This is a genomic window from Niallia sp. FSL R7-0648, assembly GCF_038007005.1.
Classification (GTDB): domain Bacteria; phylum Bacillota; class Bacilli; order Bacillales; family Cytobacillaceae; genus Niallia; species Niallia circulans.
Genome location: NZ_JBBOWE010000001.1, coordinates 1662746 through 1687209 on the forward strand (window position 1 = coordinate 1662746; position 24464 = coordinate 1687209).

Consider the following 24464-nt stretch of genomic DNA (forward strand, 5'->3'; position numbering starts at 1 on the left):
CCTCCAGTTACTTGAGGAGTTATAATGAAATTAAACTTTGAATAGGGGGAATTTTAATGGACAAAAATAACAAGTTTTCGATTGGGGAATTCTCAGAAAAGACAGGAGTATCAATTCCTACTTTACATTACTATGATGAGATTGGTATATTACGACCCGAAAAGAATCCATCATCCGGTCACCGAATTTACAAATATCAGGATATTGTAACCTTACAGAAAATTCTTAGCCTAAAATTTCTAGGATATAGTCTAGATAATATCGCTAATTTGTTATATGAATCAAGTTTTACTACTGATTTGAATGAAAGTCTGTCTCTCCAATTGCAAGTGTTAGAAAAAGAACAAGAACAAATTGAACAATCCATAAAATCTATTAAAAGAGTAATTAAGCTAGTCAAGGAAGAAGGAGAAGTAGATAGTGCTGTTTTATTTAGCCTCATTCATAGCATGCGTACCGAATATATCCAAGAAGAGTGGATGGAGCGTCATATGTTAACAGATGTTGTTGAAGAGCTATCAAAGAAATCGGAAGAAGATAAAATCACTTTAGATAAAACATATATTCAGATGTCTAAAAAAGTAAAACGATTATATGGTAAACCAGTAGAGGATCCAGAAGTCCAAGAAATGATAAAGACCTATATAGAAGCATCCTTGGCATTTCTTGGGGAGGATTTGATGCAAAAGCTGGCTGATACTAATATGGAAGAACTTGATATTCAAGAAATTGAAAATATGACACCATCTCCTTTTACGGAAGAAGAACAACAATGGTTTAACCAAGCAATGGCATTTTATATGAAGCAAGAAGAACTAGAATAGGCAGATAACCCTTGAAGTTCAAAGAGATAAACCATTAAAAGGGCACGTTTGTAGGATTTAACAGGTCTTTCCTTAGTTAAAAGGGAAGCCTTTTTTTATGCTGGGATAAACAAATATTAGTAGAGGTAAAACTTACCTTGATTGAGGATCGTCTAATCATTGAAAGAGAGTAAATAAAGGTATGCAGCTTACAAAACATTGAAAAGTAATGGAGGGGAAAATGAAGAAAATAGGAAAAGTAGCTCTAAAGATAAGTTTCGTGTTTTATTTATTAGCACTAGTATATTTATTATTCTTAGGCACAAGAGCGATCTTCTGGTCAGATATATCATGGATAGAATATATAAAAAACTCATCCAATTTTGTCCCATTTAAAACGATAACTACCTATATTCTAGCAATGTTTGACGGAAGTATGAATATGTATATACCTATTGAAAATCTATTTGGTAATTTTATGATGTTTATGCCAATGGGTATATACTTACCTTATTTATTCAAGCATTTAAACAAGTTTAGCAGATTTACTATTTCGATGAGTTCCTTGCTAATAGTTATTGAAGTAGTTCAAGTAGTTACAAGATTAGGGAGTTTCGATATTGATGATTTTATCTTAAATATGTTAGGTGCATGGATAGGATATGGTGTTTGGAAAACAAAAGTTGTCCAATATTTACTTAAATGACTTATGTTGAAGAAGGAGTACAACGAGAGAACAAAGAATATAAAAGGGGAGAATTTACAAGGGGATGATATACGATGGAAGGGATACTGCAATCATTTTTAGAAGTAGAAATTTCAGATCAAGAGTTTTATGACGGTATTATTGATTTTATTTATAATGGCAATATAAGATGTGGAGAATATGAATGCAATGAATTTGTCATTCGGAAAATGGATTTTTTAAATTTCATCGTTTATGTAGAGTATGTTATAGATGATAAGAGAGAAATTCACGGGTCTTTTTCTATCGCTAAAAATAAATTACTTCGAGCCATTAATGAATATGCCCGAAAGCAAGGATTTACCATAAGAAATTTCGAAGGTTATTCTAAACATAAAGGACATTGATCTAAAAAAGATTAATGTCTTTTTTCGTTTGGATGTCTTATGGAAGAAAATAAGTTAGAAGCACAAGCAGTGCGAAAAGGGAAGTTATTTGTGAAGTAAATTATTAGCTGGGATAAAGAAATTTGGTTATTTTAAAAAGAATAGTATTGTTTATGTTTTAGGACTTTTTTGGCAGAAGCAGGGTTTCTCACTCTGGTTAGAGAATACAAGTTAGTGGCTACGTAGTAGTGTGAAAAGGATATCTAAAATTATGGAAATTAAAAAATGATATTGGGAGAGAATCAATGTTAAATAATATATGGCAAGAAGATGATGATTACTATAGGCTAGCTCCATTAACAGATAAACTTATAAAAAAGGCCGAAGAACAATTAAATATTAAGCTGCCATTATCTTATCTTAATTTACTGCAGAAACAGAATGGTGGATCTATTAAATTCAATGCCTTTCCCTCGAAAGTCCCTAATTCATGGGCAGAAGACCCTATCAATGTAGACCATATTTTCGGTATAGCAGAAGAAGAGGGCATATTAAATAGTGAATACCTTATTAAAGAGTGGGGTTTGCCGGATAATATTGTCTTATTTAGTGGAGATGGGCACTCTTGGATTGCATTTGATTACAGGAACGTAAGAGAAGAACCACCCATTATCTTTGTTGATGTAGAAATGGAACAGATTATTAACCTGGCCCCTGATTTTTCCACATTCTTAAGTGAGTTATACTCTGTCGAAGCAGAAATAGAGAATGTAGAAGATGAAGAAACTTATCTTCAGCCAGAGACAATCAATTGGAACCTAAATAATGTTGAATCAGCCTTGTCAACTTACGACATACCGCAAGTGATGTTAGCTTTAGACTATCTCTGTATAAATATGAAAGGGAATGAAGGCTTTATTGAGCAGAAGTTAATAAATCTTCTACAGAGCTCAGTGCTTGAAATAAAGGAAATAGCAGCAAATTATGCTAATCATTTCAATGAAATGGGGATAATCTCTTCTGAAGGTATTGAGAATATGATATCTATTATACGTGACAACAAGGAAATAGAATATTATGTGGAAATGTTCTTTAGTGATATTTGAAGTTTAATTCTATCTCAAGGGAAGCTTAATGCTAATCGTTCTATTCATTAATTAATATTCCTAAGTTTTAGGACTCTTTGGTACTAAGTGCAGTATGCGCAAATAACAAGCAGTATAAAGCAAAATAGTCTAATGGAGGAAAAAGATAGAGAGGGATATTGTGTAAAAAGAGGTGATTATATGGAAAAGGTATTTTCTCGTGTCCTTATAAAAGATGAGGACCATCATATGTTAGTAATTCAAGATAGAGCAAACATTTCGAATTTTCCAGGAGGCAAACAGGAATTAGGAGAGACACCTGTAGAGTGTGCAAAATGAGAAATACAAGAAGAAATCGCTCTTTATATTCATCAACTTACAGAGGTTTTCCAAGGAGATTTTTATTTCGGACATACTAAATGGAAGGGCTATTTCTATTTTGCAGAGTCTGTTAGCGGAATACCTTCGATGAATGAAATGGATAAAATAAAAGGAATCAGGTTTGTAAATAGTAAGGAAAAGATTAATTTTCCAATTGAGTTATCCGCAGCAATAGAAACAGTATTAACTAGTAATCTTGTCCACGATAAAATAACTAAATGGATTTAACATTTAGGTGCTTTCCTTTAAATAAAAGGGAAGCTTTTTTTACGTTGCAATGGGGCAGAATAGTGAAATATTATTCAAAGCGGCGAGGAAATCAGCCATAGTAAAAAGATATCAGCCAAACTAGCGGGGAAATCAGCCATAGTAAAAAGATATCAGCCAAACTAGCGGGGAAATCAGCCATAGTAACAAAATATCAGCCAAACCAGCGGGGAAATCAGCCAAACTAAAAATTTATCAGCCAAACTAGCAGGGGAATCAGCCAAAGTAAAAAAATATCAGCCAAACCAGCGGGGAAATCAGCCAAACTAAAAATTTATCAGCCAAACTAGCAGGGGAATCAGCCAAAGTAAAAAAATATCAGCCAAACCAGCGGGGAAATCAGCCAAAGTAACCAAATATCAGCCAAACCAGCGAGGGAATCAGCCAAAATAAAAAAATATCAGCCAAACCAGCGGGAAAATCAGCCAAAGCAACAAAATATCAGCCAAACCACATACAAAGAAGAGGATATATTTTCCTTTTCGTCGAATATAAAAGCAAGCTATTCTATCGAAAAGGAGAAAAATAATGAATACAATCATCCACAGAGTGGGAACGATTTATCTGCCAGTTGAAAATCCAGAATTAGCCTCAAACTGGTATCAAGAAAAATTAGGAGCAAGAGAAAATTTCAGAAATGGAGATAAAGCTATTCTAGACTTTGCGAATCAAAGTTTCTTTCTTGTTAAAGCGGAAAAAGGAGAAAAAGCAGCCTTTCAAGATGATGCAGGAAATGAGCATTTCTTCCTGACATTTGAAGTTGATGGGATAGACCAATTAAAGAAACTTCATTCCTCCTTAAAAGAAAAAGGTGTTACGGTTGACGATATTGAGGATAGAGGACATCCAGGCAACAATTTTGTTTTTTACGATCTTGATGGAAATAAATTTGATGTGTGGAGTCAGTTAAGCCCGAGCTTTAAAGAAAAATACTTGATTAACCATGATGAAAGATAGATGATACATAACTTGAAAACTCCAGAGCATACTAATGGTTTGGAGGTGGCTATAATGGATGAAAAAGACTATCAAAAAATATACGATAATTACTTGCAGCAAGCAAGTGGCCAAGCTCAAAAAGAAGCGGCCGAAGAAATAGATCCTAATGTAGAACAAATTGTCGCTGTTCGTAAAAATGAGGATGATGATATTATTGCTTTTAAAACGAGCAGTGGTAGAGAATTAGATTATATTACTGCCATTGATGAAGCTAAAGCAGGGAAATTAGCGCATGTAGATGTTTTTCATAAATATGGCAGGGATATTATCCGTAGTGAACCAGATGGGATTAAAGAAAATAACTTAGATAATTTGCCTACTTTTTAAATAGGAAATAAAAGAGAATATTCAAGTGGATATTCTCTTTTAACATTTAAGGAGGAGAGAGTGTGATAAATATACATACATATATATTTAATTCACAAAGAGAAAAAATTGCTATTACAGAAGAGAAAGCAATAAGCATAGCAAATGACTATCAAGTGCGAAACAATGGTTATATAGACGGCTTCATCCATATCACATATTATAATCATAATATAACATCAGAGGAAAACAGCGATGATGTAGAATTAATGTGGATTGGTTTGCTGCGAATGACGTTAGAATACTTGGAAAATGGCAGCGGAGAAACGAGTTATTTTATGAACGATCAGACTTGGAAAATGGAAAGAATCAACACAAAGCCAGAAAATCAAATATTGTTCAGTATAAGAAACAAGCAGAAAAAATTCGCATTTGAAGAGCAATTGTTTCTAAAAGAATTACTAAAAAGTGGGGAAGAATTCACGAAATTTATAAGTGAGTTATCTCAACCAAATAGTATAACTGCTTTAGAACCAGTAATAATGAAAATAAAAAAACTAGTATACAAGTAACCTTTAGTTGTAACTATTGACTATAAATCTAATTTAAGGTAATATTTTCTAAAATAAATACGGAATAGTTGGCTAAGAAGAGAAGAGTAATTTTGATTTATTATTTAAAGAGAGCTCCAGCTGGTGAAAAGGAGTAATAAGAATCTTAATGAAAAAAGACTTGGAGCTTTCGCACGGATCAAAGAAACACTCTTTGTGATACTGCGACCGGGATCTCCCGTTATAGAGATAGGGTATAACCAATTTTTTAATTGCCGTACCCGAAGAGGTTGATATGGCAACATATCAATAAACTGGGGTGGTACCACGAAGTTAATAATAACTCTCGTCCTCAAGATGAATAATCTTGGGGGTGGGAGTTTTTTTATTTTATATAGAATAAATAAAAAATCCAATAAAAGGACTGGAGGGCCATAGAATGAGCCAGGAACAAACAATACGGAGAATAGAAAAATTAGCGGCATTAAGATCAGAGGGAGTTTTCGTATATCCAGAAAGATATGAGACAAATTATGAACTTTATGAAGCAGCTTTACTGGAGGATGGCACAGAAGAAGTGCGAGTGGCAGGAAGAATCATGGGGATTCGCCAGTTTAGTAAATTTAGCTTCCTGACGATTTCAGATATTCAAGGAAGTCTGCAGCTGCTTTTGAAAAAAGAAGAGGTCGGAGAGCAGTCAGCCAATGTTTTCGCTAACTATTTTGATGTAGGAGATTTTATTGGTGTGGAAGGAAAAATGTATTCGACAAAAACAAAGGAAAAAACGCTGCGGATCGAAAAATATGTTTTACTAGGAAAGGCTCTGCATCCTCTGCCAGAAAAATGGCATGGATTAAACAATGTAGAGACCCGTTATCGACAACGTTATTTAGACCTGATGATGACAAAGGAAACAAAAGAACGAATGTTAACACGAACAAAGTTAGTGCGTGCAATTCGGAGATTTTTAGAAGAAAGAGGTTTCCTAGAAGTGGAGACACCTGTATTACAGCATACTTCTTCCGGGGCATTAGCTCGTCCATTTAGAACGTATCATAATGCATTGGATTCGGAATTAAATTTACGAATTGCACCAGAGACTTACTTAAAAAGATTAATAGTAGGAGGCTTTACTAAAATATTTGAGCTTGCAAAGTGCTTTCGAAATGAAGGAGTCAGTCCTCAGCATCTTCAAGAATTTACGATGGTAGAAGGCTATGCGGCTTATTGGAGCTATGAGGATACAATGGCACTCATGCGTGATTTACTTCTATATGTGCTGAATGAGGTTTTTCATACAACCGTTATTTCCATCCAAGGAAAAACCATTGATTTTTCTTTAGACTGGAAAGTCGTCTCCTTTAGGGATTTAATTCTAAAAGATACAGGCATTGATATTGATTTATTTCCCAATGTAGATGACTTGTATGAAGAAACAAAGCGGAGAAGTATCTATTTAGAACAAGACAATATCGAGACCTTAGGAAGAGGGAACTTTATCGATTTGTTATATAAAAAAATGTGCCGTCCGCAACTAATAGAGCCAACGTTTTTAATCAATCATCCTATTGATTTGTCACCTTTGGCAAGAGCAAATGATCATAATCCCGCAATTACGGATCGCTTTCAATTAGTAGTAAATGGAGCTGAAATTATCAATGCATATTCTGAATTAGTGGATCCTCTTGAGCAAAGAAGAAGATTAGAGGCACAGGCTGTTTTGAAAAGCGGCGGTGATTTAGAGGCAATGGAAATGGATGAAGACTACTTATTGGCAATGGAATATGGAATGCCGCCAATTTCTGGTTGGGGATTTGGGATTGAACGCCTTTTAATGATATTAACAGACAGTGAGACAATTAAAGATTGTGTACTGTTTCCATTAACGAAAAAAGTTTAATAGAATTTTACAAAAGAAAAGCAGCAAGCATCCCCTTTTAGTAAAAGAGAAAGTGAGACCAAAAAGTTTTGGTCTCCATTGCTTTAGATTAGGAAATTTAAAACGCTTATTTAATTGAAGTAGGAGAGGTCAGCTGATAAAAAGAGAAAAATAATTGATTTCTAGATTGAAAAAAGAGATACCTAATAGGTGAGGAATTTTCCAAAAAACTGGATGTAATCAGACTGGTCTGTTAAAATCTAATGATAAAGAAGAATGAGAGAATGATAACAAATTTAGTGAAACAGCTCTAAAGGAAAAGAGGGACTAATGTGCAAGATCATATAAATGCTATAGCAGCAAGCATTCCAACACCCACAAGTGGGAAAAGAGTTGTAGTTGGGATAGACGGGCTAAGCCGGTCTGGAAAAACAACTATAGTGAAAAAACTACAAGCAAGTCTCCATGAAAAAGGATTTTCTGTAACAGTTTTACACATAGATGATTATATTGTAGAAAAAAATCGGCGTTATCATACCGGCTATGAGGAATGGTATGAATACTATCATTTACAATGGGATGTCCATACGTTACGAGAATCACTTTTAAAAAAACTAAAAGAGACAACAGAATTACAGCTGCGTAAATATAATTCAGACGATGATACCCACCAAATAGAAACGATTTCCTTATCGCATACTGACTTAATCATAATAGAAGGAGTTTTCTTACAACGGAAAGAATGGAGAGAGTTTTTCGATTTTATCCTCTATTTAGATTGTTCAAAGGAAACTAGATTTGCACGAGAAAGCAAGGAAACGCAGCAGAATCTAAATAAATTTAAGCATAGATACTGGAAGGCAGAGGATTATTATGTAAACACAGAATATCCAAAAGAACGAGCAAATATGGTGTTTCAAGTTTAAAGGAAAAGTACCGATTACATAAATAAGGAGACAAGATCGGGCAAAAGATTTTTGCATAAGGGGGCGTGGGCTGATTACTAGGATAAGATCTAATATTGATCACTTCAACAGCCATTTTAAGATGACTTCCTTTTATATAGTAAACATGAAGTGAACGGGAAGTAGATTAGGTATTTATATACCATTTACTACAGTTCTGCTCTGTACTTGGAGAATAATGAATAAGGTAAAGCACAAAGAAGTGTGGAAAGGACGTGGCAGGATGATAGGTAATATGGAACAAAACGTTACACTTCTTCCGGTAAACAAGTATATGCTGGCCGATTTTAAGCAGGAATTACACAAAGCTTTCTTAAAAGGGTTAAAGGATAGTTTTCCAGAGCATGATAATCCAGCTGAAATAGCACCGGTTCCATCTGAAAAGGATGTTGAGCAAATGCTCGCAGAACCAGATGCAGCGATCTATCATCTCGTAATGAGCGGAGAAAATCTGGGTGGAGCAGTGTTAAAGATTGATGAAGACACACAGCATAATGAAGTTGTATTTTTATATATGAATGCGAATGCCCATGGTAAAGGAATCGGGACAAAAGCGTGGCAAGCAATAGAGGCAGCATACCCAGAAACAAAAGTTTGGGAGCTATATACACCCTATTTTGAAAAACGCAATATTCACTTTTATGTGAATAAATGTGGTTTTCATATTGTGGAATTTTTGCATAGAGGTAACCCTGGCCCAGACTTTGAAGTGGATGAAACGAAACCAGATACAGAATATGAATTTTTCCACTTTAAAAAAGTAATGAAGTAAGAGCGTAATTTTATAAGGTAACTAAAAAAGTTGACTACTTGTTTAAGTTAACTTTCAGGTTGTATAAAAGCTGCGTTTTTATGCGGTGGAATGGATATATAATCGTTTGGTATGTGCGCAATAAACAAAAAGAAGAAGGAAAAACTTGTATTTTAATGATATAATCATAGGGTTGTTTTCGATTATTCAAGAGAGGAAATAGTATGAATAGTATACGTTTTTATAGTTTCTGGTTTGCTAAGACAAGCATAGCCTTAGCGGATGTCATTTACATTATGGTCATTACCACCTACATATATCAAAAAACGGAATCTGCATTAATGTCCTCATTGTTTCCTTTATTCAAGGCTTTGGCTAATTTAACTGCAGGTCTAACATCCCCATTAATTTATAGAAAGTTTGCTTTCGCTAAATTAATGTTAAAGCTTCAGGGGTTGAAAGCATTATTACTTTCTTTTTTACTACTCGGTTTTATGCCGATAACGAATCATATTTATGTTTTGCTTCTATTTATTTTAGTTATATCTTTTATGGAAGGATGGGGAAACCCATTACTTAACTCTGTTACACCTAAAATTGTACCAAAGGAAAATCTTGTGAGAGCTAACAGTTCACTATCCATCACAACTCAATCTGTTCAAATAGCGGGTTACAGCTTTACAGGTTTTGCAGTAATAAATTGGGGACATAATTCTACTTTGGCGTTTAATGTAGTATTGCTTTGGCTTTCTGTATTGGCTTTATATATTACATCAAAACATTTCGTTTCTAATATGGAAGTTCCTGTCGAAAATAAATCCAAGTGGGCGCTGATGAATGAAGGATGGAAGATTTTATGGCATAATCAGACGCTTAGAATGGTTACTTTAATGGATGTTATTGAGGGAATGGCAGGTTCCATTTGGGTTGGGGCAATAACATTGGTGTATGTAAAAGAAGCCCTAAACCAAGGAGAGCAATGGTGGGGTTTTATTAATGCAAGCTATTATGTTGGTGCTATTTTAGGGGGGATAATCACCATATTCATAGCTAAAATAATTCAGAAGCACTTGATACTTAGTATGGCAGTTGGTTCGTTAGTATTTAGTATTTTTACTTTAATTTATGGGCTGACCAGTAGTCCTATATTGGCTCTTCTGCTTTGTATTGCAATGGGTCCAGCCTACCAAATAAGAGATGTGGCTCAACAAACTGCATTTCAAATAAATATTCAAACCATAGACTTACCCAAGGTATTTGCATCACAGAGTATTCTATTATCAACTGTTACAGGTTTATCCATTTTTCTAATAGGTTTCATTGCTGACTTTGTTGGAATAAGAGCCGTTTATATATTTGCCTCCATCCTAATCTTTATTTCTGCTTTATTATCTTTTACCTTGGTTAAAGTAAACAAAAAGAAATTTTCTACTGTAGATGCTAGGTAATATTAAAGGGGACAATTTCTGACTTGGAATAGTGCCTATTTCAGTACTAAAATTAATCAAATAGCATCTTTTGTTGAATCGAAAAGCAAATACTAGTGAAACTTCTAATTAGAAAAAAATAATGTAATATCTCTCCTAATCTTTTATTGAATTTAATACTACATAATCTAAGTATCTACTGTAATAATATTAAAATTGTAATATACTATTTTAAACAGGTTAACATTGTTAATTCTGTATAAGTTGAAAATTTCTAGAATGAATAATAAGAAAACATCATGAGGAGTCTTAACATGAAAAAGAAAATGAACTATTTAATCTTACTTTTAACTGCTATCTTTATAGTTGGTTGTTCCAACGTAGAAGATGTATCGATTACAGATGGGAAAGCTGATTCACAAGAAGTAACTACCAAAAATAGTGAAAAAGAAAAAACATCGACTGAAAAACAAGTAGTAGAGGAAACAGCAGCCCAATCAAAAAATGAACTGTTCAAAGGATATAAACTTATTGAAGTGGATGGCGGTGATTTATCTGGTCATCGTGAACCGAATGTTGTTGTTGATATTGGATACGGGGATCGTGAATATTGGGCATTTACGAATAAGCATGGGCAGCTAGTCCGTGTCATTGCTGAAGAAATCATTCTACAAGATGACAATAAGGAACCAGTAACATCGTCTGGCAGATACTACTCTGATGAAGCAAAGGTTCCTGGTGTCGAGAGAGCAGATTTAGATGAAGGACATATCATTGCAGATTCACTTGGGGGAGTATCGAATGCTTATAATATTACCCCACAAGATAGTACGCTTAACCGCCATGGTGATCAAGCTTATATGGAAGACGCAATCCGTAAGGCAGGTGGTGCAACGAACTTTGAAGCAATCATCACATATCCTAATACAGAAACGCAGATTCCTTCTAGATATCAGTATACCTATACAATAAAAGGAAATGTCATTAAGGATGAATTCGACAATGTGAACCCTGATGAAGTAAATAAATCACTTGGATTAACTGGCAGTAAGTCTTCTGAATCAGCTAGTTCGAAGAAGAAAGAGGATATTTCTACTGTGGATACAAACGGTGATGGTCAAGTAACAATTAAAGAAGCAAAAGCAGCAGGATATAGCATGCCAATAACAAGTGATCATTGGTTGTACAAATATATGCGCGATAATGATAACGACGGTATGGTAGGGGAGTAAGCCGCTAGAATTTCAATCCATGACCATAAGTAACAGATAAAAAGTCCAAAGAATATATTAAAAAAATGCAGCTGATATTATTAGTTGCATTTTTTTATCCTTTTAAACATCTCTAACGTCACCTGATTTGATTTATGGACAGCATGAAATGAAAGTTGCTACTCATTCTTTTTGATTCATCTTTTTGGTATATTCTAAATATCACTTTGTGAAGGTACTTAAACTATGGGGGGCTTTTCTTAAATAGAAGGGAAGTTTTTCTCTCATGTAGCTAAAGGTGCAGGGAGTTAAATAAGAAGATAAGGTATCATTGAGTTATATAAATCAATAAAGGAAGTGTACAAGTGTTTTATTTTTCAAAAAAGAAGAAAATACGAGGTTGGAAAAGGCATAAAAGAAAAATCGAAAGATGGAAGCAAAATGCAATGAATTTAGATATGGACTACTTAAGGAATTACCAAAGACAATACGAAAAATTATGGATTCACCCTTTTTATGGATTAGAACGAAGAACCCCTCCTAATTGGTATAATTGCCTTTTACTTGATGCAATGATCGAAGTTTACCTAAAGTGGCATCAAAAAATGAAAAAAGAAGATGAAGACCTTTATTTGAAACTCTGGCTTTATGACCCCCATTTTATTAATTCACAAATTGTCGTCGCATATAGAAATTGTCTTGATTTTTATGATGAAACCTTCAAAAGAAGGCAAGAAAATAAGAGATTTCCATTTGATAAATTTCATTCTTTGAGAGACAAGTTAGAACAATTTGAATGGGATTTGCATATAGAGAGTGATTATTACGATGAAAACGACTTAAATGAATGGTTAGAAGAAGGAGCTTTAACTGAAAAAGAAGTATCAAGAATAAAAGAAAAAGCCTATGATGCCGTAAGAATTAAAGATGAAGATGGGAGTTTCCTGCAATATAGTCTCGACAAAGGTGATGTTTGGATAGGGGCTTTAAGGAGATAAAGATAATACGCTAGTTCTTCAGCTAACTGTTGCATTGATCCAAGACGGATGAACGCACTTTTGTCTATTAAGTTATTAAAGGGGAAGCATTCCTGCAATAAGTGAAATCTTGCTATTGGTAAAGGTTTGTTAAATAACGGGAACTTTTTCTAAAACTAATCGTAGTAATACTAAGAATATAAAGGATTGTTATAATCAAAAAAAATAACCCAATTTAACTATGTTTTACAATTATAAAAAAAGAGCCGTTAAGGTGTGTCATAAAATTTTGAGCTAAGGAGTGGTAAGGTTGATCGTCTTGAGAGATATTGGAAGGTTTCAGGAGCTGCCGGAAATTGCGATGCATATTTATGAAGGAAATATTCCAGCTTTAGAGGCGGAAATCGCAGCAGGCTGGGATATTGAGGAGGGTATCGTACTTAGTAAGCGTATTTCTCTTAGTCCGTTAGATCTGGCGCTCGTATTGCAGAAAATGGAGGTTCTAAAGCTGCTGGTAGAGCATGGCGTTAACCTGAATGTTCATCATAATCCAGCTTTTTTGAGAGCTGTACGTTATTGCGGGGAGGATATCGTCCGTTACATTGCAGCGCAAGGAGCCGATATGGACAAGCTTAATCAAATGGGGTCGGGTGCCTATTCAGAAGCCTATTATGGCAACAAAAAAAACATTCCGCTTATTCATGAGCTGGGATTAGATATCAAGCTGCACGGCGGTGCCATCATGCGTGAAGCTGCATCGGACCATGACCTGAAGACACTCAAGTATTTGCTCAATCATGGAGTGGACATCAATTATAATCAACCGGATATGGTCTATCCTTATCAAGCGACTCCATTAACAGTGGCTGCTCGTATGGGGAATATGGGCATGGTTAAATTTTTAATTGAACATGGTGCAGATGTTACTAAAGCGGAAAAAGACGGCGATCGGCCATATACGATTGCGGTCAGCAATAAGGATACGGTTATGGCTAATTATTTGAAATCGTTGGAGCCGGCTGAATTTCATGATCCAGCGAACAAGAAAAATGAGCTTAAAAAATATAAATTACCTGATGAACTGGTCTGCTTCCTTACAGGAGATCAGCTACGCCTTGAGCTAGCGCAAAATGAATATGAAATCGAGTATATAGATTTTTTTACGTTGAACGATACAATTGAGATGAAAATCGGTGGACAAAAGCTGCTGCGTCTTTCAGCTGATATCGACAATTACTCTGACCTACAGTTGGTTTGGAACCCAAAGAATAATGGCCTGATAGGATGTTATGATGTAGAGCATCAGACGTATCTGGATTTATGCAGCTTTACAGAGTTCTTCGCGCAGCCTGAATTGTACCTAATAAAGTATCTTGATGGAGAATTGTAAAGATGAGGAGGAGAAGATCAGATCAGATGAAGATTTTAGCCAAGAGAACAGATATATTTTTTTCTGTTTTCTATAGATTGCAATTTAGATCTTCTGGAACTTCAATTGATCGATGAATTTTATCTAATTTTTAAAGATGGACGGATTACCGACTATTATGCCGCAAAGGGACAAGAAGTGTTACATAATCTCATCGAACCAGACGAAGGTTCACATTTTCTAAGTGAAATTGCCTTGGTCTCTAATAAATCTCCACTTGCACATGCAGATACTCTTTTTTACAATAGCTTGTTTGCTGAAAATACGGCCAGTCCTATTGGAATCGGAAATGCATCGCCCTCTAATATTCAAAATGGCCTTGGCCAATCTGAAGAAGAGTTGAAGGCAGAGGGGCTGAATACTTCACTTTTGTAAGTCAATGAGACCTTTGGTACCGAAGATATGAAAGTAGTGGGAATTAAAGAAGGTGGAACTAAAGTGCTGCTAATGAAGGATGGGAATATCTAAATCTAATCCAAACTGGGCAGCTTTCTTACTATGGAGATTATGGGTTCTGTTTGTGAAAGTATGTACTTAAACAAAAGGGTGCATTTCTTATATAAAGGGGGGCCTTTTTCATGTGGTGCTAAAGTGGCAGTAAACTGTAATATGTAAGATCTTTCTTATGGTAGAAAAGGTCAGTTTAGTAAAAGATAGGATTAAACCGACAAAATGGTGCACATAATGTCGGACGGATACATTCAACTCCTGTTATTCTATTGATGAAAGGGGGTCATTTATTGGATTTGCTTAAGAACATGAATAATGCAATGAGGTATATTGAGGATAACCTCACGAACGAAATAGACTTTAAAATAGTGGCAAGAATTGCTCATTGCTCTGAATATCATTTTAAAAGAATGTTTTCGTTTCTGGCAGGTATAACATTATCAGAATACATTCGCCGTAGACGACTGAGTTTGGCAGCATTTGAGCTTACAAATAGTATTTTAAAGATAATTGATATTGCGGTTAAATATGGATACAATTCTCCAGACTCTTTTACTAGAGCTTTTCAAAATTTACATGGTGTAACACCATCAGAAGCAAGAAACAACGGACAGCAATTAAAGGCCTTTCCACCAATGACCTTCCAATTATCAATTAGAGGAGGAAATGAAATGAATTACCGAATTGAACAAAAAAAGGCATTTAACATAGTTGGTATTATGAAAAGAGTTCCAATTATTTTTGAAGGGGAAAACCCAGAAATTACAGCAATGTGGAAATCTTTGGATATGGGAAAAATAGATCAATTAAAAAAACTCTCTAATGTTGAACCTAAAGGGATGATTCAAGCATCTACAAACTTTTCTGATGGACGTATGGAAGAAAAAGGAGAGCTTGATCAGTATATAGGAGTGGCAACAACAGAAGAATGTCCTGAAAACTTTTCAAAACTTGAAGTTCCTGCTTTAACCTGGGCGATATTTGAATCAACGGGATCTTTTCCTAGTACTTTACAGGAAACTTGGGGTAGGATTTTTTCTGAGTGGTTTCCATCTTCCAATTATCAAGTAACAGAAGGACCCGAAATCTTGTCGATTAAAACCCAAGATTTAACTTCACCATCTGTGAAAAGCGAAATTTGGATTCCAGTTTTAAGAAAATAATTTTAATTTTTAGATCAAAGAGCTGCTTATTGTCAGCTCTTTTTTCTTAAGAGATGGAATGATTGTGAATGTATTCACTTAAACTAAACCAGCTAATAGTTTGTCAATAAATATATTTTAAATTTATAATTACTAAATGCTATACTAAAAATGCATAACTCAAATAACCCTCCTGATTCAATTTGGAAGGTTTTAGTTGTATAGGAAAATGTTGTTACTAAATAGTTTCTTGGAATGGTGTTTTCGTTTTTAACATCGCATAAATCCAGTGTAAAAGCTTATTAGCACATGCAATAATGGCTACTTTATAAGGCTTACCTTCTTCACGTTTTAAATCGTAGAAGGCACGTAATCGCATATTTCGTGCAATGGTTTCTTCAGTTGTTTTCTTTTTACGACTATCTCGAATGGAACACCGAACTGCTGTAAAAAGCATGTGGCGAAGCCTTGCAGAGCCTCGTTTAGTAATATGATTCTTCGTGCCTTTAAAGCGACCTGATTCAAATACACTAGGATCAAGTCCTGCAAAGGCAACTAACTTTTTGGGATGACTAAACCGATCAATTTCCCCGATTTCAGAAATAATCGTTGCAGCGATTTTTTCGCCTACACCGGGAATTGTTTGGAGTAGTTCATATTCTTCGAGCTGTACTGCTAACTGATCAATCTCACCCTCCAACGTAGAAAGCTGTTGGTGGTACACTTGAAGTAAATCAATATACATATTCAGACTGACAAGAAGGCTTTGATAACGCGTTGACTGAAATGGGTTGCGTTCTGCAGCTGCGATTAATCCCTCTGCTTTTTCAAGCGCCCAATTAAACGATCTTGCTTTACAATGCCTATCAATAAATTGTGCAATTTCCTCCACACAAGTTTTTAAGACAGTCTCCGAGGTAGAGAAAGTTTGTAAAGTTCTTAATGAAACCTCGGCATACAGATCGCCAAAAACACCTTTATACTCTGGAAATACTTGATCTAATACAGATTGAAATTGAAGCTTTGTTTGAACCATAATTCCCGTCATATTTTCATGTTGTCTTGTCAGATGCCGAAGGTTTAATAACTGAACACCACGCTTTTTCTGCGGCTCTAAATCCTCTTTGTAATACAGTTCGCCTAAGTGATAAGCATCAATGGCATCTGTTTTGGTTTTTCTTAAACTAGAACTTTTTGCTCGGTAAGATACCAATGGATTTACGATAATGACAATGTACTCTCTTGCTTCTAAAAACTGTACAACTGGGGCATGATAGTGACCCGTTGATTCCAAGACAACTGGTGGTTTCATCCCTGTTTGATGCTCTAAATCTAGTAAATAAGAGTATAACTCTTTTAAACCATCCACCGTATGTTCAACTTTCACACTATTTTTATAGGGCATTTTTTTATCCAAGAACATTTGAACCTGACTTTCACCTTTAGCGACATCCAGACCAACAACTGGATTCATAAATTATCTCCTCCTAGTGTAGTGGATTGACCGGTAACCTCTATCTAGCTTGTCATTCATATCTTCGCTTGTTATACGGGATCATCATGTCCCAACCAGCCTAATCATGTGTTAACAAGTAGAGGGAGAACAGTTTAGTTGTCGGGATCAAGTCCCACGGGTGCGTCCGTTCTTCCCCGGCTACTATCAATCTATAAATTGAATAAAAAATAGTCAACCAGAATTCTCTGGCTGACCTTATAATACGATAGGGTGAGATACTTCAACAAAGAGGTATCGCATTTCTTACTAAAGTAGGATAGTTGATCTAGAGTGAATATAATTATACATAATTTTTAGCCGAGGCTTTCTTTAAAGAAAGAGGGCCATATTCTGTGTTGCTATAGTGGAAATCGCTGTGGTTAATTTGATGAACCTATAAAATGGTAGGTAAATTTAATAATTCCATACATCCTCTAGTGGCTATTTTCATATTGAATTTACTGGAGTTTATGCAATATCTTAGCGATATTCTTGTGTCGCTATAGGGGCAGGGCAGGTTGGCGCAAATAGAATTCAAGTTTAGCATAATCGCCTTCAAAATATATGCTAAACTTGAATAAAAGTAAATCAAAGGACTGATTCAATTAATGGATATTAGAAAACCTAATGATTTTGAACTAAAAAAGGTATTATCTCTTTCACCACAAGCTGTTTTTGATGGTACTTTAGGACAAGTGGAACCTACGAAGGAAAAAATTGACCAGCTTGTTAAACCACTTTTGGAAAACGGAAGCTATTATTTAATAGCAACAAAAAACAACAAAATAATGGGCTGGATTCTTATAGGGACAAGTAAAGACCAATTTACTGATAGGGTAATTGGATTTATTTACGAACTATTTGTTATAGAAGAATTTAGAGGGAAAGGAATCTCCAAACTGTTAATGAGAGCAGGTATTGACCATCTAAAACAAGATGGATATTCAGAAATCCGTCTAAGTGCATTTGCAGAGAATCATGCAATTAAACTGTATGAGAAATTGGGATTTAACACCAGGACTATTACTATGAGTTTACAGTTATAAGAGACTAACTTATTTCATTTCCGGTTGTTAATCCAATAGGTATTATTGCTGCTTTTAGACTTGGTATTAACGGGGCAGGTTAACAAAATTTGCATTCTTGGTGTAGATGAAACAATAGAAGAACCCTGGTTTGAACAACACATAAACTAGGGGTTCTTTGGTATAGATATAAATTCTCATTTACATTCTTTATGCTTCCTTCTTAAAGGTTCGACAAATAATGATTGATACAAGTAGTTAATTATTGCTACTGCAATGCTTAAAAAGAAAAGTTGTTTTCGGCTCATTCTTACCATTTTATATACTCTAAGCTTCTCGGCTATTGAAGTTAATGGATATGCAAATAAATAGTCAGCAATGACATTAGAAAATAGATATAGCCAAAATCTTTTGTAAGTTAATTTAAAAATCCAAAAGTTTAGGATTGTAAAAGGTCCAAATACAAAAGAGACATCCGTTGCTAATTTGGGGAATATAGGTTTTCTTACTTTCCACCATTTTAAATTTCGGGATAGCTCACTTATTAATGCAATAACCAAGTCGCTAAAAATAATAGTGGGGAGAAAGCGAAGAAAGCTAAATTTACCAAGTTTTCTTATAGTTAACCAAGGCAATACCAATAATAAATACATTTTCCAGTTTCCTTTCATAAACAACCTCCGAAAATATACGATCTACATGATAATCACTGGTATTTTCACCTAAAATAACTTCATATATTCAATTTATTCATCCTATAGTAAAAATTACTGTCATTTGCTTGATTATGCTTGTTATTGAATATAGTCGCCAGCATGTCAATAACCAATCTTTTTTCATAATCGGGGTATGTTTATTGAATAATAATATGGAAAATGAATCTACAGCTGCTGACAAGGCAGCTTTATTTAGTTATTATTTTCTTTAATCGTGACTTCCTTCCTTTTATCCAATTGTTCTTCTCCCCAATAGCAAATTGCATCTAATACAGGAATCAGTGACAACCCCTTTTCTGATAAACTATATTCTACTTTTGGCGGTACTTGAGGATATTCCATTCGAATAATTAGTTGATCACTCTCAAGTTCCTTTAGTGTATTGGTTAATGTTTTAAAAGAAATATTGCCAAGCTTCCGTTTCAACTGATTATATCGTATAGGGTTATTGTTTAAATATAACGCATATAAAACTGTCATTTTGTATTTTCCGCCAATTAATGACAAAGTATATCCAAAACCAGTATCCTTCAAATTCCCTTCAAATAGATAAGATTCTTTTTTCATTTAGCACTCTCCTTTAGGTTAGTATCGTACTTTAATTACCGTACTTGTAAAAATATATAGCATACAATAAGATGAATGTACATCAAAATAATGAAAATAAGGGAGAAGGGTGAACTAGTAATGAAAACCATTGTCTATGCACATCCATGGGAAGGAAGCTATAATCATGCAATTTTAACTTCTATCACGAAACACTTAGAAGCTAAGAAAGAAACATTTCAAGTGATCGATCTATATAAAGATGGATTTAATCCCGTATTTACAGCAGAAGAATTGGCGCAATTTAATAGAGGAGAAACACCTTACGAATTAGTTAAGGACTATCAAAAAAAATTAAGTCAGACAACCGAGTTGATTTTTATATTTCCTGTCTGGTGGTGGGACTTACCTGCTATTCTAAAAGGATTTATTGATAAAGTGATGTTGAGTGGATTCGCTTTCCTAGAGGATAAAACAACAAGTACTCTCAAAGGGCTATTGACAAATATAGAAAAAACAACTGTGATTTCAACTTCTACAACGGATAAAGAATATATTGAATCTGAAGGAGGCAATGCTATTCAAGGAGTTTTCATTAATCGAACTTTAGCTGACCTGGGAATTAAAAATGAATACACTAAATGGATACATTTTTCTAGAGTCAACTTAACAACAGATGAGAAGAGAAAACAATTTTTAAGAGAAATAACTCAAGAAATTTAAAGTAGAATGAACGGAAAAGACGTTGTTTGTGAAGACATGTACTTAAACAAACGGGAGCGATACTTTTACAAAAAGGTATCGCCTTTCTTTCTAAAGAGGTAGTTTGGTTTAATAAGGAGTATCGTCAGTTTTACGGGACTTTTAACTTTTAGTATAAAATGTTCTCCCACGATTTTTGGATTGTTATCATTTTATTACGAAGTGTTGGATATATTTTGTAAAAATCATTATTATAAATTTAATCAATAGTATACTGAGAATCTTGTTACAAAAAATATACATAGGAGTTTGGCGATGGAAAAGTGGGATTTGTATGATAAGCACCGTAATAAAATTGATAAACAAATAGCTCGTGGCGACGAAATGACTTCAGATGAGTTTCATTTAGTAGTACACGTATGTATATTTAACCCAAAAGGAGAGATGCTCATTCAGCAGCGTCAGCCCTTTAAGCAAGGATGGTCGAACCTTTGGGATATCACTTGTGGTGGTAGTGCGGTTGCAGGCGAAACAAGTCAGCAGGCTGCTTCAAGAGAGTTATTCGAGGAGCTGGGGATTCTTTATAACTTTGAACGGATACGCCCACGATTTACTATTAACTTTGAAAGAGGCTTTGATGATTATTATTTAATTGAATATGAATTAGATTTGAATGAATTGACATTACAGACTGAAGAGGTACAAGCAGTCAAATGGGCCTCTAAAGAAGAAATCTTAGAGCTAATCGAATTAAAAAAATTTATACCCTATTATGAGAGTATCATTGCTTTTCTTTTTGAGGGGCGACATCATTATGGCTCTGTTTGTCTTTAAATGAAACGTGTAAAGGATAAAAACATATAAAGATCTGGTGAGAACACAAAAAGATGATGTGAAGTATGGTCCTTAAAATAGTGCGTTAGTTTAAGAAAGCCCCTCTAATCAACTAACTTTGAGGGGCTCTTCATTTTTAGGAGGTTGACCAGTTCTTGGAGAAGACTCTTTATTCAAAGCCAACAATAATATCATTCCAATGATACAAGCTGTACCTACCCATTGAAATAAACCAAAGGCTTCTTTTAACCAAAAGACCGTTGTCAAAACAGCAGCTAGTGGCTCTATGCTTCCAAGAAGACTTGATTCTTTAGGTAGCAGACTTTGTAAACTTTCTATATAGAACCAAAATGCAATCATGGTACCAAATATGATAACGAAGACTAAATATAAATAAGCTTCTATCGTTAAGCTTTTAAGGTCCATTTGCCAGGGAGGATGGATAAAACTTAATGCAAAACCACCGATAATCATAGCCCATCCGACAATGACAAGTGAATGATATTGCTTCAGTAATGGAACTGCATAAAGAGTATAAAATGCTAATGCTATTCCTGATAAAACACCCCAAATGATTGAAAGTGCAGGTACAGATAATTGAGAGATTGAGCCGTTTGTTAATAAGAAAAAACAACCCAATAAGGCCAAAGAAACAGTCAACAAATCACTTCGTGTTAAAACCAATTGTTTGCGGAAAATTAAGTATACGATAATCATAACAGGCGCTAAATACTGTAATAGTGTTGCAACAGCAGCATTTCCATATTTAATGGAAGCCATATATGTGTATTGAACCGCAAGCATACCGAGTAACCCGAAGATAATTAAATGAATAGCTGTCCTTCGAGATTTCCAAACACCAAGTATTTGGGAACGATCTTTTCTGAAAAACTGAACTGCTAAGAGTAAAAATCCAGCTATAAGCAATCGGATTATTACCAACCAATCTAGATCGATTTGATACTGTTGAAAAAGCTTTTTTGCAACTGTACCACCGATCCCCCAAAATACTGCTCCCGTTATAACAAGAAATATGCCCTTTCGTCTATTCATCATAGATCCTCCACCCTTAAATATAAAAATAGTGTTATAATATTTAAATAATAAGTGGAAAACCTCTAAAATAATATCTGAATCGAATAAAAAAATATAAGTATATTGAGGTGATATATATGCAAATAAAAAAATTTATGGTTGATGAAAGTTTAAAAGAATTAACTGAACACCGTACAGTTGAGTTACCTATTGCTTGTTATGAAACTATCATTAACCAAAATATAAATGGATATGTACCACTTCATTGGCATGATGAATTTCAGTTTATCTTCATTGTAAAAGGAGAAGCAATTTTTCAAATAAATGAGGAGAATATTACAGTTCAAGAAAGTGAAGGGCTATTTATAAATAGTGGCTGCCTTCACATGGCAAAAGATAAGAATGAGTCGGGTTGTGTCTATATTTGTTTGAATGTTTCACCACACTTCATTTTATCTCAGGAACTTTATACAACCTATGTAAATCCCTATATTCAAGCAACTAATATACCTTATTTATTATTGGATCCAACGGAGCTTTGGGCGAAAAATATTTTAGCCTCTATCATGAAAATCAATCAGTTGATACAACAAAATCCACCATGCTATGAAATTGACATTACCGTACATCTTACTTTAATTTGGAAGAACCTAATAATAAATGGTATTCAATTAGAGTCCGAAGAGACGGAAATGTTAAAGAATAATCGAATGAAACAAATGCTAAATTGGATACACCTGCATTATGCTGAGAAAATCCTTTTAGACGATATTGCACGAGCTGGTCAATTAAGCCGTTCCGAATGCTGTCGATATTTTAAACGAATTTTAAAGAAAACACCTTTAAATTACGTAAACGATTATCGAATTCAAAAAAGTTTAATTTTATTACAACATCCAGATTCCAATGTTACAGATGTTACCTATCAAGTAGGATTTAACAGCACAAGCTATTTCATCGATAAATTCCGAAAGTCTATGAACATGACACCATTAGCATACAAAAAATATAAGATTAGTTGTTCACTTGTGAAGTAGTACACTTAAACTATTTGGTGCGATACTTTTCCAAAAAGGTATTGATTTCTTTCTAAAGTAGGATGTTAGTTTGGTGGAAGAAGGAAATAAATACTTTATAGCGAAAGGTATTGTATTAAACTAAATTAGGGGTGTTCAAAATATTGATAAAATTCTTTGAATATAACTGGCAAGTAAGAGATGAATGGTTTGACTGGTGTAATCAATTAACAATTAAAGAGTTATTAAAAAATCGTATTGGCGGAGTAGGAAATATTTTATTTACACTTTTCCATATAATTGATGTGGAATATAGTTGGATTCGTGGTATTCAAGGGAAAGAGGATGTAGTATTTCAGTTTGATGACTATAATACACTTGAAAAGGTTAAAGCTCTTTCAGATAAATTACGGAAGGAAATCGCTGAATATTTGAGAAACATAGATGACTTGAAGGAACAGAGTGTCAGTGTCCCTTGGGATGAAAAGAAATACGCTGTAAATGATATAATTCACCATATTATTGCACACGAAATTCATCATATCGGACAACTTTCAGTTTGGTCGAGAGAATTGGGACTACAACCTCCGTCTTCTAGTTTTGTTGGCAGAGATCTAAAATTTGTTCATTTTTCTTGAACTATCAGGCACATTTTTTTCTTTTTGTTATTATCAGGAGCTGTATTTCTATAATAAATGTATTATGTGACAAACGGGATTAACTTAGGAAATTTAGTTATAAAGGAAAATGGAGAAGGAGGGAATTGTTATTTTCGGAATAAAAAATTACAATCCCAAATTGTATGAAGAATCGTTTGGAATCATAGCTGAATATAAATGTAAGCTGGAATCTCTGAAAGGGCAAACAATAGAAGAACTATGGGTGTCCTGGGATAGTATTAATGATGAATGACCTGCCAGTAATATTAAAATTTAAAACTTGCCAGTTAGAACTATGTGCATACAAGACTAATCAATATGCTGTAACTTTTGACCACATTGACCTGTTACAAGAGATTAATTACTTTGGTAGAAAACTAGTTTGGAAAAAGAACAAATTGGTAGAGCTTAATAAATTTTTAAAGAAAGAAATAAATACTGTTGAAATTATTCAATGGATGGAACAATTGATTGGCGTCGGTTTTGAAACTAATGAAGGTTTTTTTGCAATATGTAATGGCTTAGATGAAAATGAAATTGTTACAAGAAAGCATATAGATCAGGATTATAATTATATCAATATATAGTTTGTTCAAAGGGTAACTTGCTTAATATAGGAAAAAAGAGGCAGCATGATTGGAATAAACTAAAGTAAGGGAAGAATTGTACTTAGACTAGGGGCATTGATCCAAGACGGATGAATGCTTTTTTATCCATTATGGTACTGAAGCTGCAGGCTGCT

General features: G+C 34.3%; 26 protein-coding genes, 1 pseudogene and 1 other annotated feature. Of the genes and pseudogenes, 23 read left to right on the top strand and 4 right to left on the bottom strand.

Annotation, left to right across the window (positions count from 1 at the left end):
• Nucleotides 1–56 precede the first annotated feature (56 nt).
• The 17 genes and pseudogenes from NSQ89_RS07820 to NSQ89_RS07900 all read left to right on the top strand — a co-directional run bounded on the left by NSQ89_RS07820 (nucleotide 57) and on the right by NSQ89_RS07900 (nucleotide 15715).
• Nucleotides 57–824, top strand: coding sequence for a MerR family transcriptional regulator (locus tag NSQ89_RS07820; RefSeq protein ID WP_047940163.1), 768 nt, complete (start codon nucleotides 57–59; stop codon nucleotides 822–824).
• A gap of 220 nt (nucleotides 825–1044) precedes the next feature.
• Entirely contained in the window at nucleotides 1045–1509 is a 465-nt protein-coding gene (locus NSQ89_RS07825; RefSeq protein ID WP_047940164.1) for a VanZ family protein, read from the top strand.
• 74 nt (nucleotides 1510–1583) lie between these two features.
• Complete coding sequence (locus NSQ89_RS07830) at nucleotides 1584–1895, top strand: hypothetical protein (RefSeq protein WP_341132434.1); 312 nt, start codon at nucleotides 1584–1586, stop codon at nucleotides 1893–1895.
• A gap of 284 nt (nucleotides 1896–2179) precedes the next feature.
• Nucleotides 2180–2641: pseudogene (locus tag NSQ89_RS07835) on the top strand (SMI1/KNR4 family protein); the annotation flags it as partial.
• Between the two features lie 519 nt (nucleotides 2642–3160).
• Entirely contained in the window at nucleotides 3161–3298 is a 138-nt protein-coding gene (locus NSQ89_RS07840; protein ID WP_341132435.1) for an NUDIX hydrolase, read from the top strand.
• Between the two features lie 837 nt (nucleotides 3299–4135).
• Nucleotides 4136–4564: a VOC family protein gene (locus NSQ89_RS07845; RefSeq protein WP_061800977.1), complete on the top strand. Its 429-nt coding sequence runs from the start codon at nucleotides 4136–4138 to the stop codon at nucleotides 4562–4564.
• Between the two features lie 54 nt (nucleotides 4565–4618).
• On the top strand, nucleotides 4619–4933 hold the full coding sequence (locus NSQ89_RS07850; protein ID WP_061800976.1) for a DUF3892 domain-containing protein: 315 nt from the start codon (nucleotides 4619–4621) through the stop codon (nucleotides 4931–4933).
• A 62-nt stretch (nucleotides 4934–4995) separates the two neighbouring features.
• Entirely contained in the window at nucleotides 4996–5484 is a 489-nt protein-coding gene (locus tag NSQ89_RS07855) for a hypothetical protein (RefSeq protein WP_144545923.1), read from the top strand.
• Between the two features lie 65 nt (nucleotides 5485–5549).
• Nucleotides 5550–5820: a binding site (T-box leader), on the top strand.
• Between the two features lie 82 nt (nucleotides 5821–5902).
• A complete protein-coding gene (lysS, locus tag NSQ89_RS07860; protein ID WP_061800974.1) occupies nucleotides 5903–7363 on the top strand; it encodes a lysine--tRNA ligase in 1461 nt (486 codons plus the stop codon).
• Between the two features lie 311 nt (nucleotides 7364–7674).
• Nucleotides 7675–8268 (top strand): kinase, encoded by a 594-nt coding sequence (locus tag NSQ89_RS07865; RefSeq protein WP_082138204.1) that lies wholly within the window; start codon nucleotides 7675–7677, stop codon nucleotides 8266–8268.
• 274 nt (nucleotides 8269–8542) lie between these two features.
• A complete protein-coding gene (locus tag NSQ89_RS07870) occupies nucleotides 8543–9079 on the top strand; it encodes a GNAT family N-acetyltransferase (RefSeq protein ID WP_053215556.1) in 537 nt (178 codons plus the stop codon).
• A 203-nt stretch (nucleotides 9080–9282) separates the two neighbouring features.
• Nucleotides 9283–10506: an MFS transporter gene (locus NSQ89_RS07875; protein ID WP_047940171.1), complete on the top strand. Its 1224-nt coding sequence runs from the start codon at nucleotides 9283–9285 to the stop codon at nucleotides 10504–10506.
• Nucleotides 10507–10799: 293 nt separating this feature from the next.
• Nucleotides 10800–11717, top strand: a complete 918-nt coding sequence (locus NSQ89_RS07880; RefSeq protein ID WP_095319994.1) for a DNA/RNA non-specific endonuclease — start codon at nucleotides 10800–10802, stop codon at nucleotides 11715–11717.
• 425 nt (nucleotides 11718–12142) lie between these two features.
• Nucleotides 12143–12694 (top strand): hypothetical protein, encoded by a 552-nt coding sequence (locus NSQ89_RS07885; RefSeq protein ID WP_341132436.1) that lies wholly within the window; start codon nucleotides 12143–12145, stop codon nucleotides 12692–12694.
• Nucleotides 12695–12983: 289 nt separating this feature from the next.
• Complete coding sequence (locus tag NSQ89_RS07890) at nucleotides 12984–14063, top strand: ankyrin repeat domain-containing protein (RefSeq protein WP_047940174.1); 1080 nt, start codon at nucleotides 12984–12986, stop codon at nucleotides 14061–14063.
• Nucleotides 14064–14168: 105 nt separating this feature from the next.
• A complete protein-coding gene (locus NSQ89_RS07895) occupies nucleotides 14169–14477 on the top strand; it encodes an aminopeptidase (protein WP_061800970.1) in 309 nt (102 codons plus the stop codon).
• A 365-nt stretch (nucleotides 14478–14842) separates the two neighbouring features.
• A complete protein-coding gene (locus NSQ89_RS07900; protein ID WP_061800969.1) occupies nucleotides 14843–15715 on the top strand; it encodes an AraC family transcriptional regulator in 873 nt (290 codons plus the stop codon).
• 217 nt (nucleotides 15716–15932) lie between these two features.
• Here the strand turns inward: NSQ89_RS07900 and NSQ89_RS07905 are convergent, their stop codons facing one another.
• Complete coding sequence (locus tag NSQ89_RS07905; protein WP_341132437.1) at nucleotides 15933–17168, bottom strand: IS110 family transposase; 1236 nt, start codon at nucleotides 17166–17168, stop codon at nucleotides 15933–15935.
• Between the two features lie 629 nt (nucleotides 17169–17797).
• On the opposite strand from NSQ89_RS07905, the gene NSQ89_RS07910 reads away from it, so the two are divergent.
• On the top strand, nucleotides 17798–18235 hold the full coding sequence (locus NSQ89_RS07910; RefSeq protein WP_047940177.1) for a GNAT family N-acetyltransferase: 438 nt from the start codon (nucleotides 17798–17800) through the stop codon (nucleotides 18233–18235).
• A 176-nt stretch (nucleotides 18236–18411) separates the two neighbouring features.
• On the opposite strand, the gene NSQ89_RS07915 is transcribed toward NSQ89_RS07910, so the two are convergent.
• Nucleotides 18412–18885 carry a hypothetical protein gene (locus tag NSQ89_RS07915; RefSeq protein ID WP_061800968.1) on the bottom strand — a complete coding sequence of 158 codons (474 nt, stop codon included), beginning with the start codon at nucleotides 18883–18885 and terminating at the stop codon, nucleotides 18412–18414.
• Nucleotides 18886–19122: 237 nt separating this feature from the next.
• A complete protein-coding gene (locus NSQ89_RS07920) occupies nucleotides 19123–19497 on the bottom strand; it encodes a winged helix-turn-helix transcriptional regulator (RefSeq protein ID WP_061800967.1) in 375 nt (124 codons plus the stop codon).
• Nucleotides 19498–19617: 120 nt separating this feature from the next.
• Here NSQ89_RS07920 and NSQ89_RS07925 point away from each other — a divergent pair, with 120 nt between their 5' ends.
• Together NSQ89_RS07925 and NSQ89_RS07930 are read left to right on the top strand one after the other, a co-directional pair.
• Entirely contained in the window at nucleotides 19618–20199 is a 582-nt protein-coding gene (locus tag NSQ89_RS07925; RefSeq protein ID WP_061800966.1) for an NAD(P)H-dependent oxidoreductase, read from the top strand.
• A gap of 294 nt (nucleotides 20200–20493) precedes the next feature.
• A complete protein-coding gene (locus NSQ89_RS07930; RefSeq protein ID WP_047940181.1) occupies nucleotides 20494–21012 on the top strand; it encodes an NUDIX hydrolase in 519 nt (172 codons plus the stop codon).
• Nucleotides 21013–21120: 108 nt separating this feature from the next.
• Here the strand turns inward: NSQ89_RS07930 and NSQ89_RS07935 are convergent, their stop codons facing one another.
• Nucleotides 21121–22065 carry an EamA family transporter gene (locus tag NSQ89_RS07935; RefSeq protein ID WP_061800965.1) on the bottom strand — a complete coding sequence of 315 codons (945 nt, stop codon included), beginning with the start codon at nucleotides 22063–22065 and terminating at the stop codon, nucleotides 21121–21123.
• Nucleotides 22066–22184: 119 nt separating this feature from the next.
• On the opposite strand from NSQ89_RS07935, the gene NSQ89_RS07940 reads away from it, so the two are divergent.
• The 3 genes from NSQ89_RS07940 (at nucleotide 22185) to NSQ89_RS07950 (ending at nucleotide 24309) form a co-directional block, all read left to right on the top strand.
• The gene (locus tag NSQ89_RS07940; protein ID WP_047940183.1) at nucleotides 22185–23084 is read left to right on the top strand and encodes an AraC family transcriptional regulator; all 900 of its coding nucleotides are present in this window, start codon (nucleotides 22185–22187) and stop codon (nucleotides 23082–23084) included.
• A 143-nt stretch (nucleotides 23085–23227) separates the two neighbouring features.
• Entirely contained in the window at nucleotides 23228–23701 is a 474-nt protein-coding gene (locus NSQ89_RS07945; RefSeq protein ID WP_095257465.1) for a DinB family protein, read from the top strand.
• A gap of 263 nt (nucleotides 23702–23964) precedes the next feature.
• Nucleotides 23965–24309 carry a hypothetical protein gene (locus NSQ89_RS07950; protein WP_341132438.1) on the top strand — a complete coding sequence of 115 codons (345 nt, stop codon included), beginning with the start codon at nucleotides 23965–23967 and terminating at the stop codon, nucleotides 24307–24309.
• Nucleotides 24310–24464: the final 155 nt, after the last annotated feature.

Coding starts and splice junctions, on each gene's coding strand:
- NSQ89_RS07820 (WP_047940163.1), top strand. CDS start 57: ATGGACAAAAATAACAAGTTTTCGATTGGGGAATTCTCAGAAAAGACA.
- NSQ89_RS07825 (WP_047940164.1), top strand. CDS start 1,045: ATGAAGAAAATAGGAAAAGTAGCTCTAAAGATAAGTTTCGTGTTTTAT.
- NSQ89_RS07830 (WP_341132434.1), top strand. CDS start 1,584: ATGGAAGGGATACTGCAATCATTTTTAGAAGTAGAAATTTCAGATCAA.
- NSQ89_RS07840 (WP_341132435.1), top strand. CDS start 3,161: ATGGAAAAGGTATTTTCTCGTGTCCTTATAAAAGATGAGGACCATCAT.
- NSQ89_RS07845 (WP_061800977.1), top strand. CDS start 4,136: ATGAATACAATCATCCACAGAGTGGGAACGATTTATCTGCCAGTTGAA.
- NSQ89_RS07850 (WP_061800976.1), top strand. CDS start 4,619: ATGGATGAAAAAGACTATCAAAAAATATACGATAATTACTTGCAGCAA.
- lysS (WP_061800974.1), top strand. CDS start 5,903: ATGAGCCAGGAACAAACAATACGGAGAATAGAAAAATTAGCGGCATTA.
- NSQ89_RS07870 (WP_053215556.1), top strand. CDS start 8,543: ATGGAACAAAACGTTACACTTCTTCCGGTAAACAAGTATATGCTGGCC.
- NSQ89_RS07875 (WP_047940171.1), top strand. CDS start 9,283: ATGAATAGTATACGTTTTTATAGTTTCTGGTTTGCTAAGACAAGCATA.
- NSQ89_RS07880 (WP_095319994.1), top strand. CDS start 10,800: ATGAAAAAGAAAATGAACTATTTAATCTTACTTTTAACTGCTATCTTT.
- NSQ89_RS07885 (WP_341132436.1), top strand. CDS start 12,143: ATGAATTTAGATATGGACTACTTAAGGAATTACCAAAGACAATACGAA.
- NSQ89_RS07905 (WP_341132437.1), bottom strand. CDS start 17,168: ATGAATCCAGTTGTTGGTCTGGATGTCGCTAAAGGTGAAAGTCAGGTT.
- NSQ89_RS07910 (WP_047940177.1), top strand. CDS start 17,798: ATGGATATTAGAAAACCTAATGATTTTGAACTAAAAAAGGTATTATCT.
- NSQ89_RS07915 (WP_061800968.1), bottom strand. CDS start 18,885: ATGAAAGGAAACTGGAAAATGTATTTATTATTGGTATTGCCTTGGTTA.
- NSQ89_RS07920 (WP_061800967.1), bottom strand. CDS start 19,497: ATGAAAAAAGAATCTTATCTATTTGAAGGGAATTTGAAGGATACTGGT.
- NSQ89_RS07925 (WP_061800966.1), top strand. CDS start 19,618: ATGAAAACCATTGTCTATGCACATCCATGGGAAGGAAGCTATAATCAT.
- NSQ89_RS07930 (WP_047940181.1), top strand. CDS start 20,494: ATGGAAAAGTGGGATTTGTATGATAAGCACCGTAATAAAATTGATAAA.
- NSQ89_RS07935 (WP_061800965.1), bottom strand. CDS start 22,065: ATGAATAGACGAAAGGGCATATTTCTTGTTATAACGGGAGCAGTATTT.
- NSQ89_RS07940 (WP_047940183.1), top strand. CDS start 22,185: ATGCAAATAAAAAAATTTATGGTTGATGAAAGTTTAAAAGAATTAACT.
- NSQ89_RS07950 (WP_341132438.1), top strand. CDS start 23,965: ATGATGAATGACCTGCCAGTAATATTAAAATTTAAAACTTGCCAGTTA.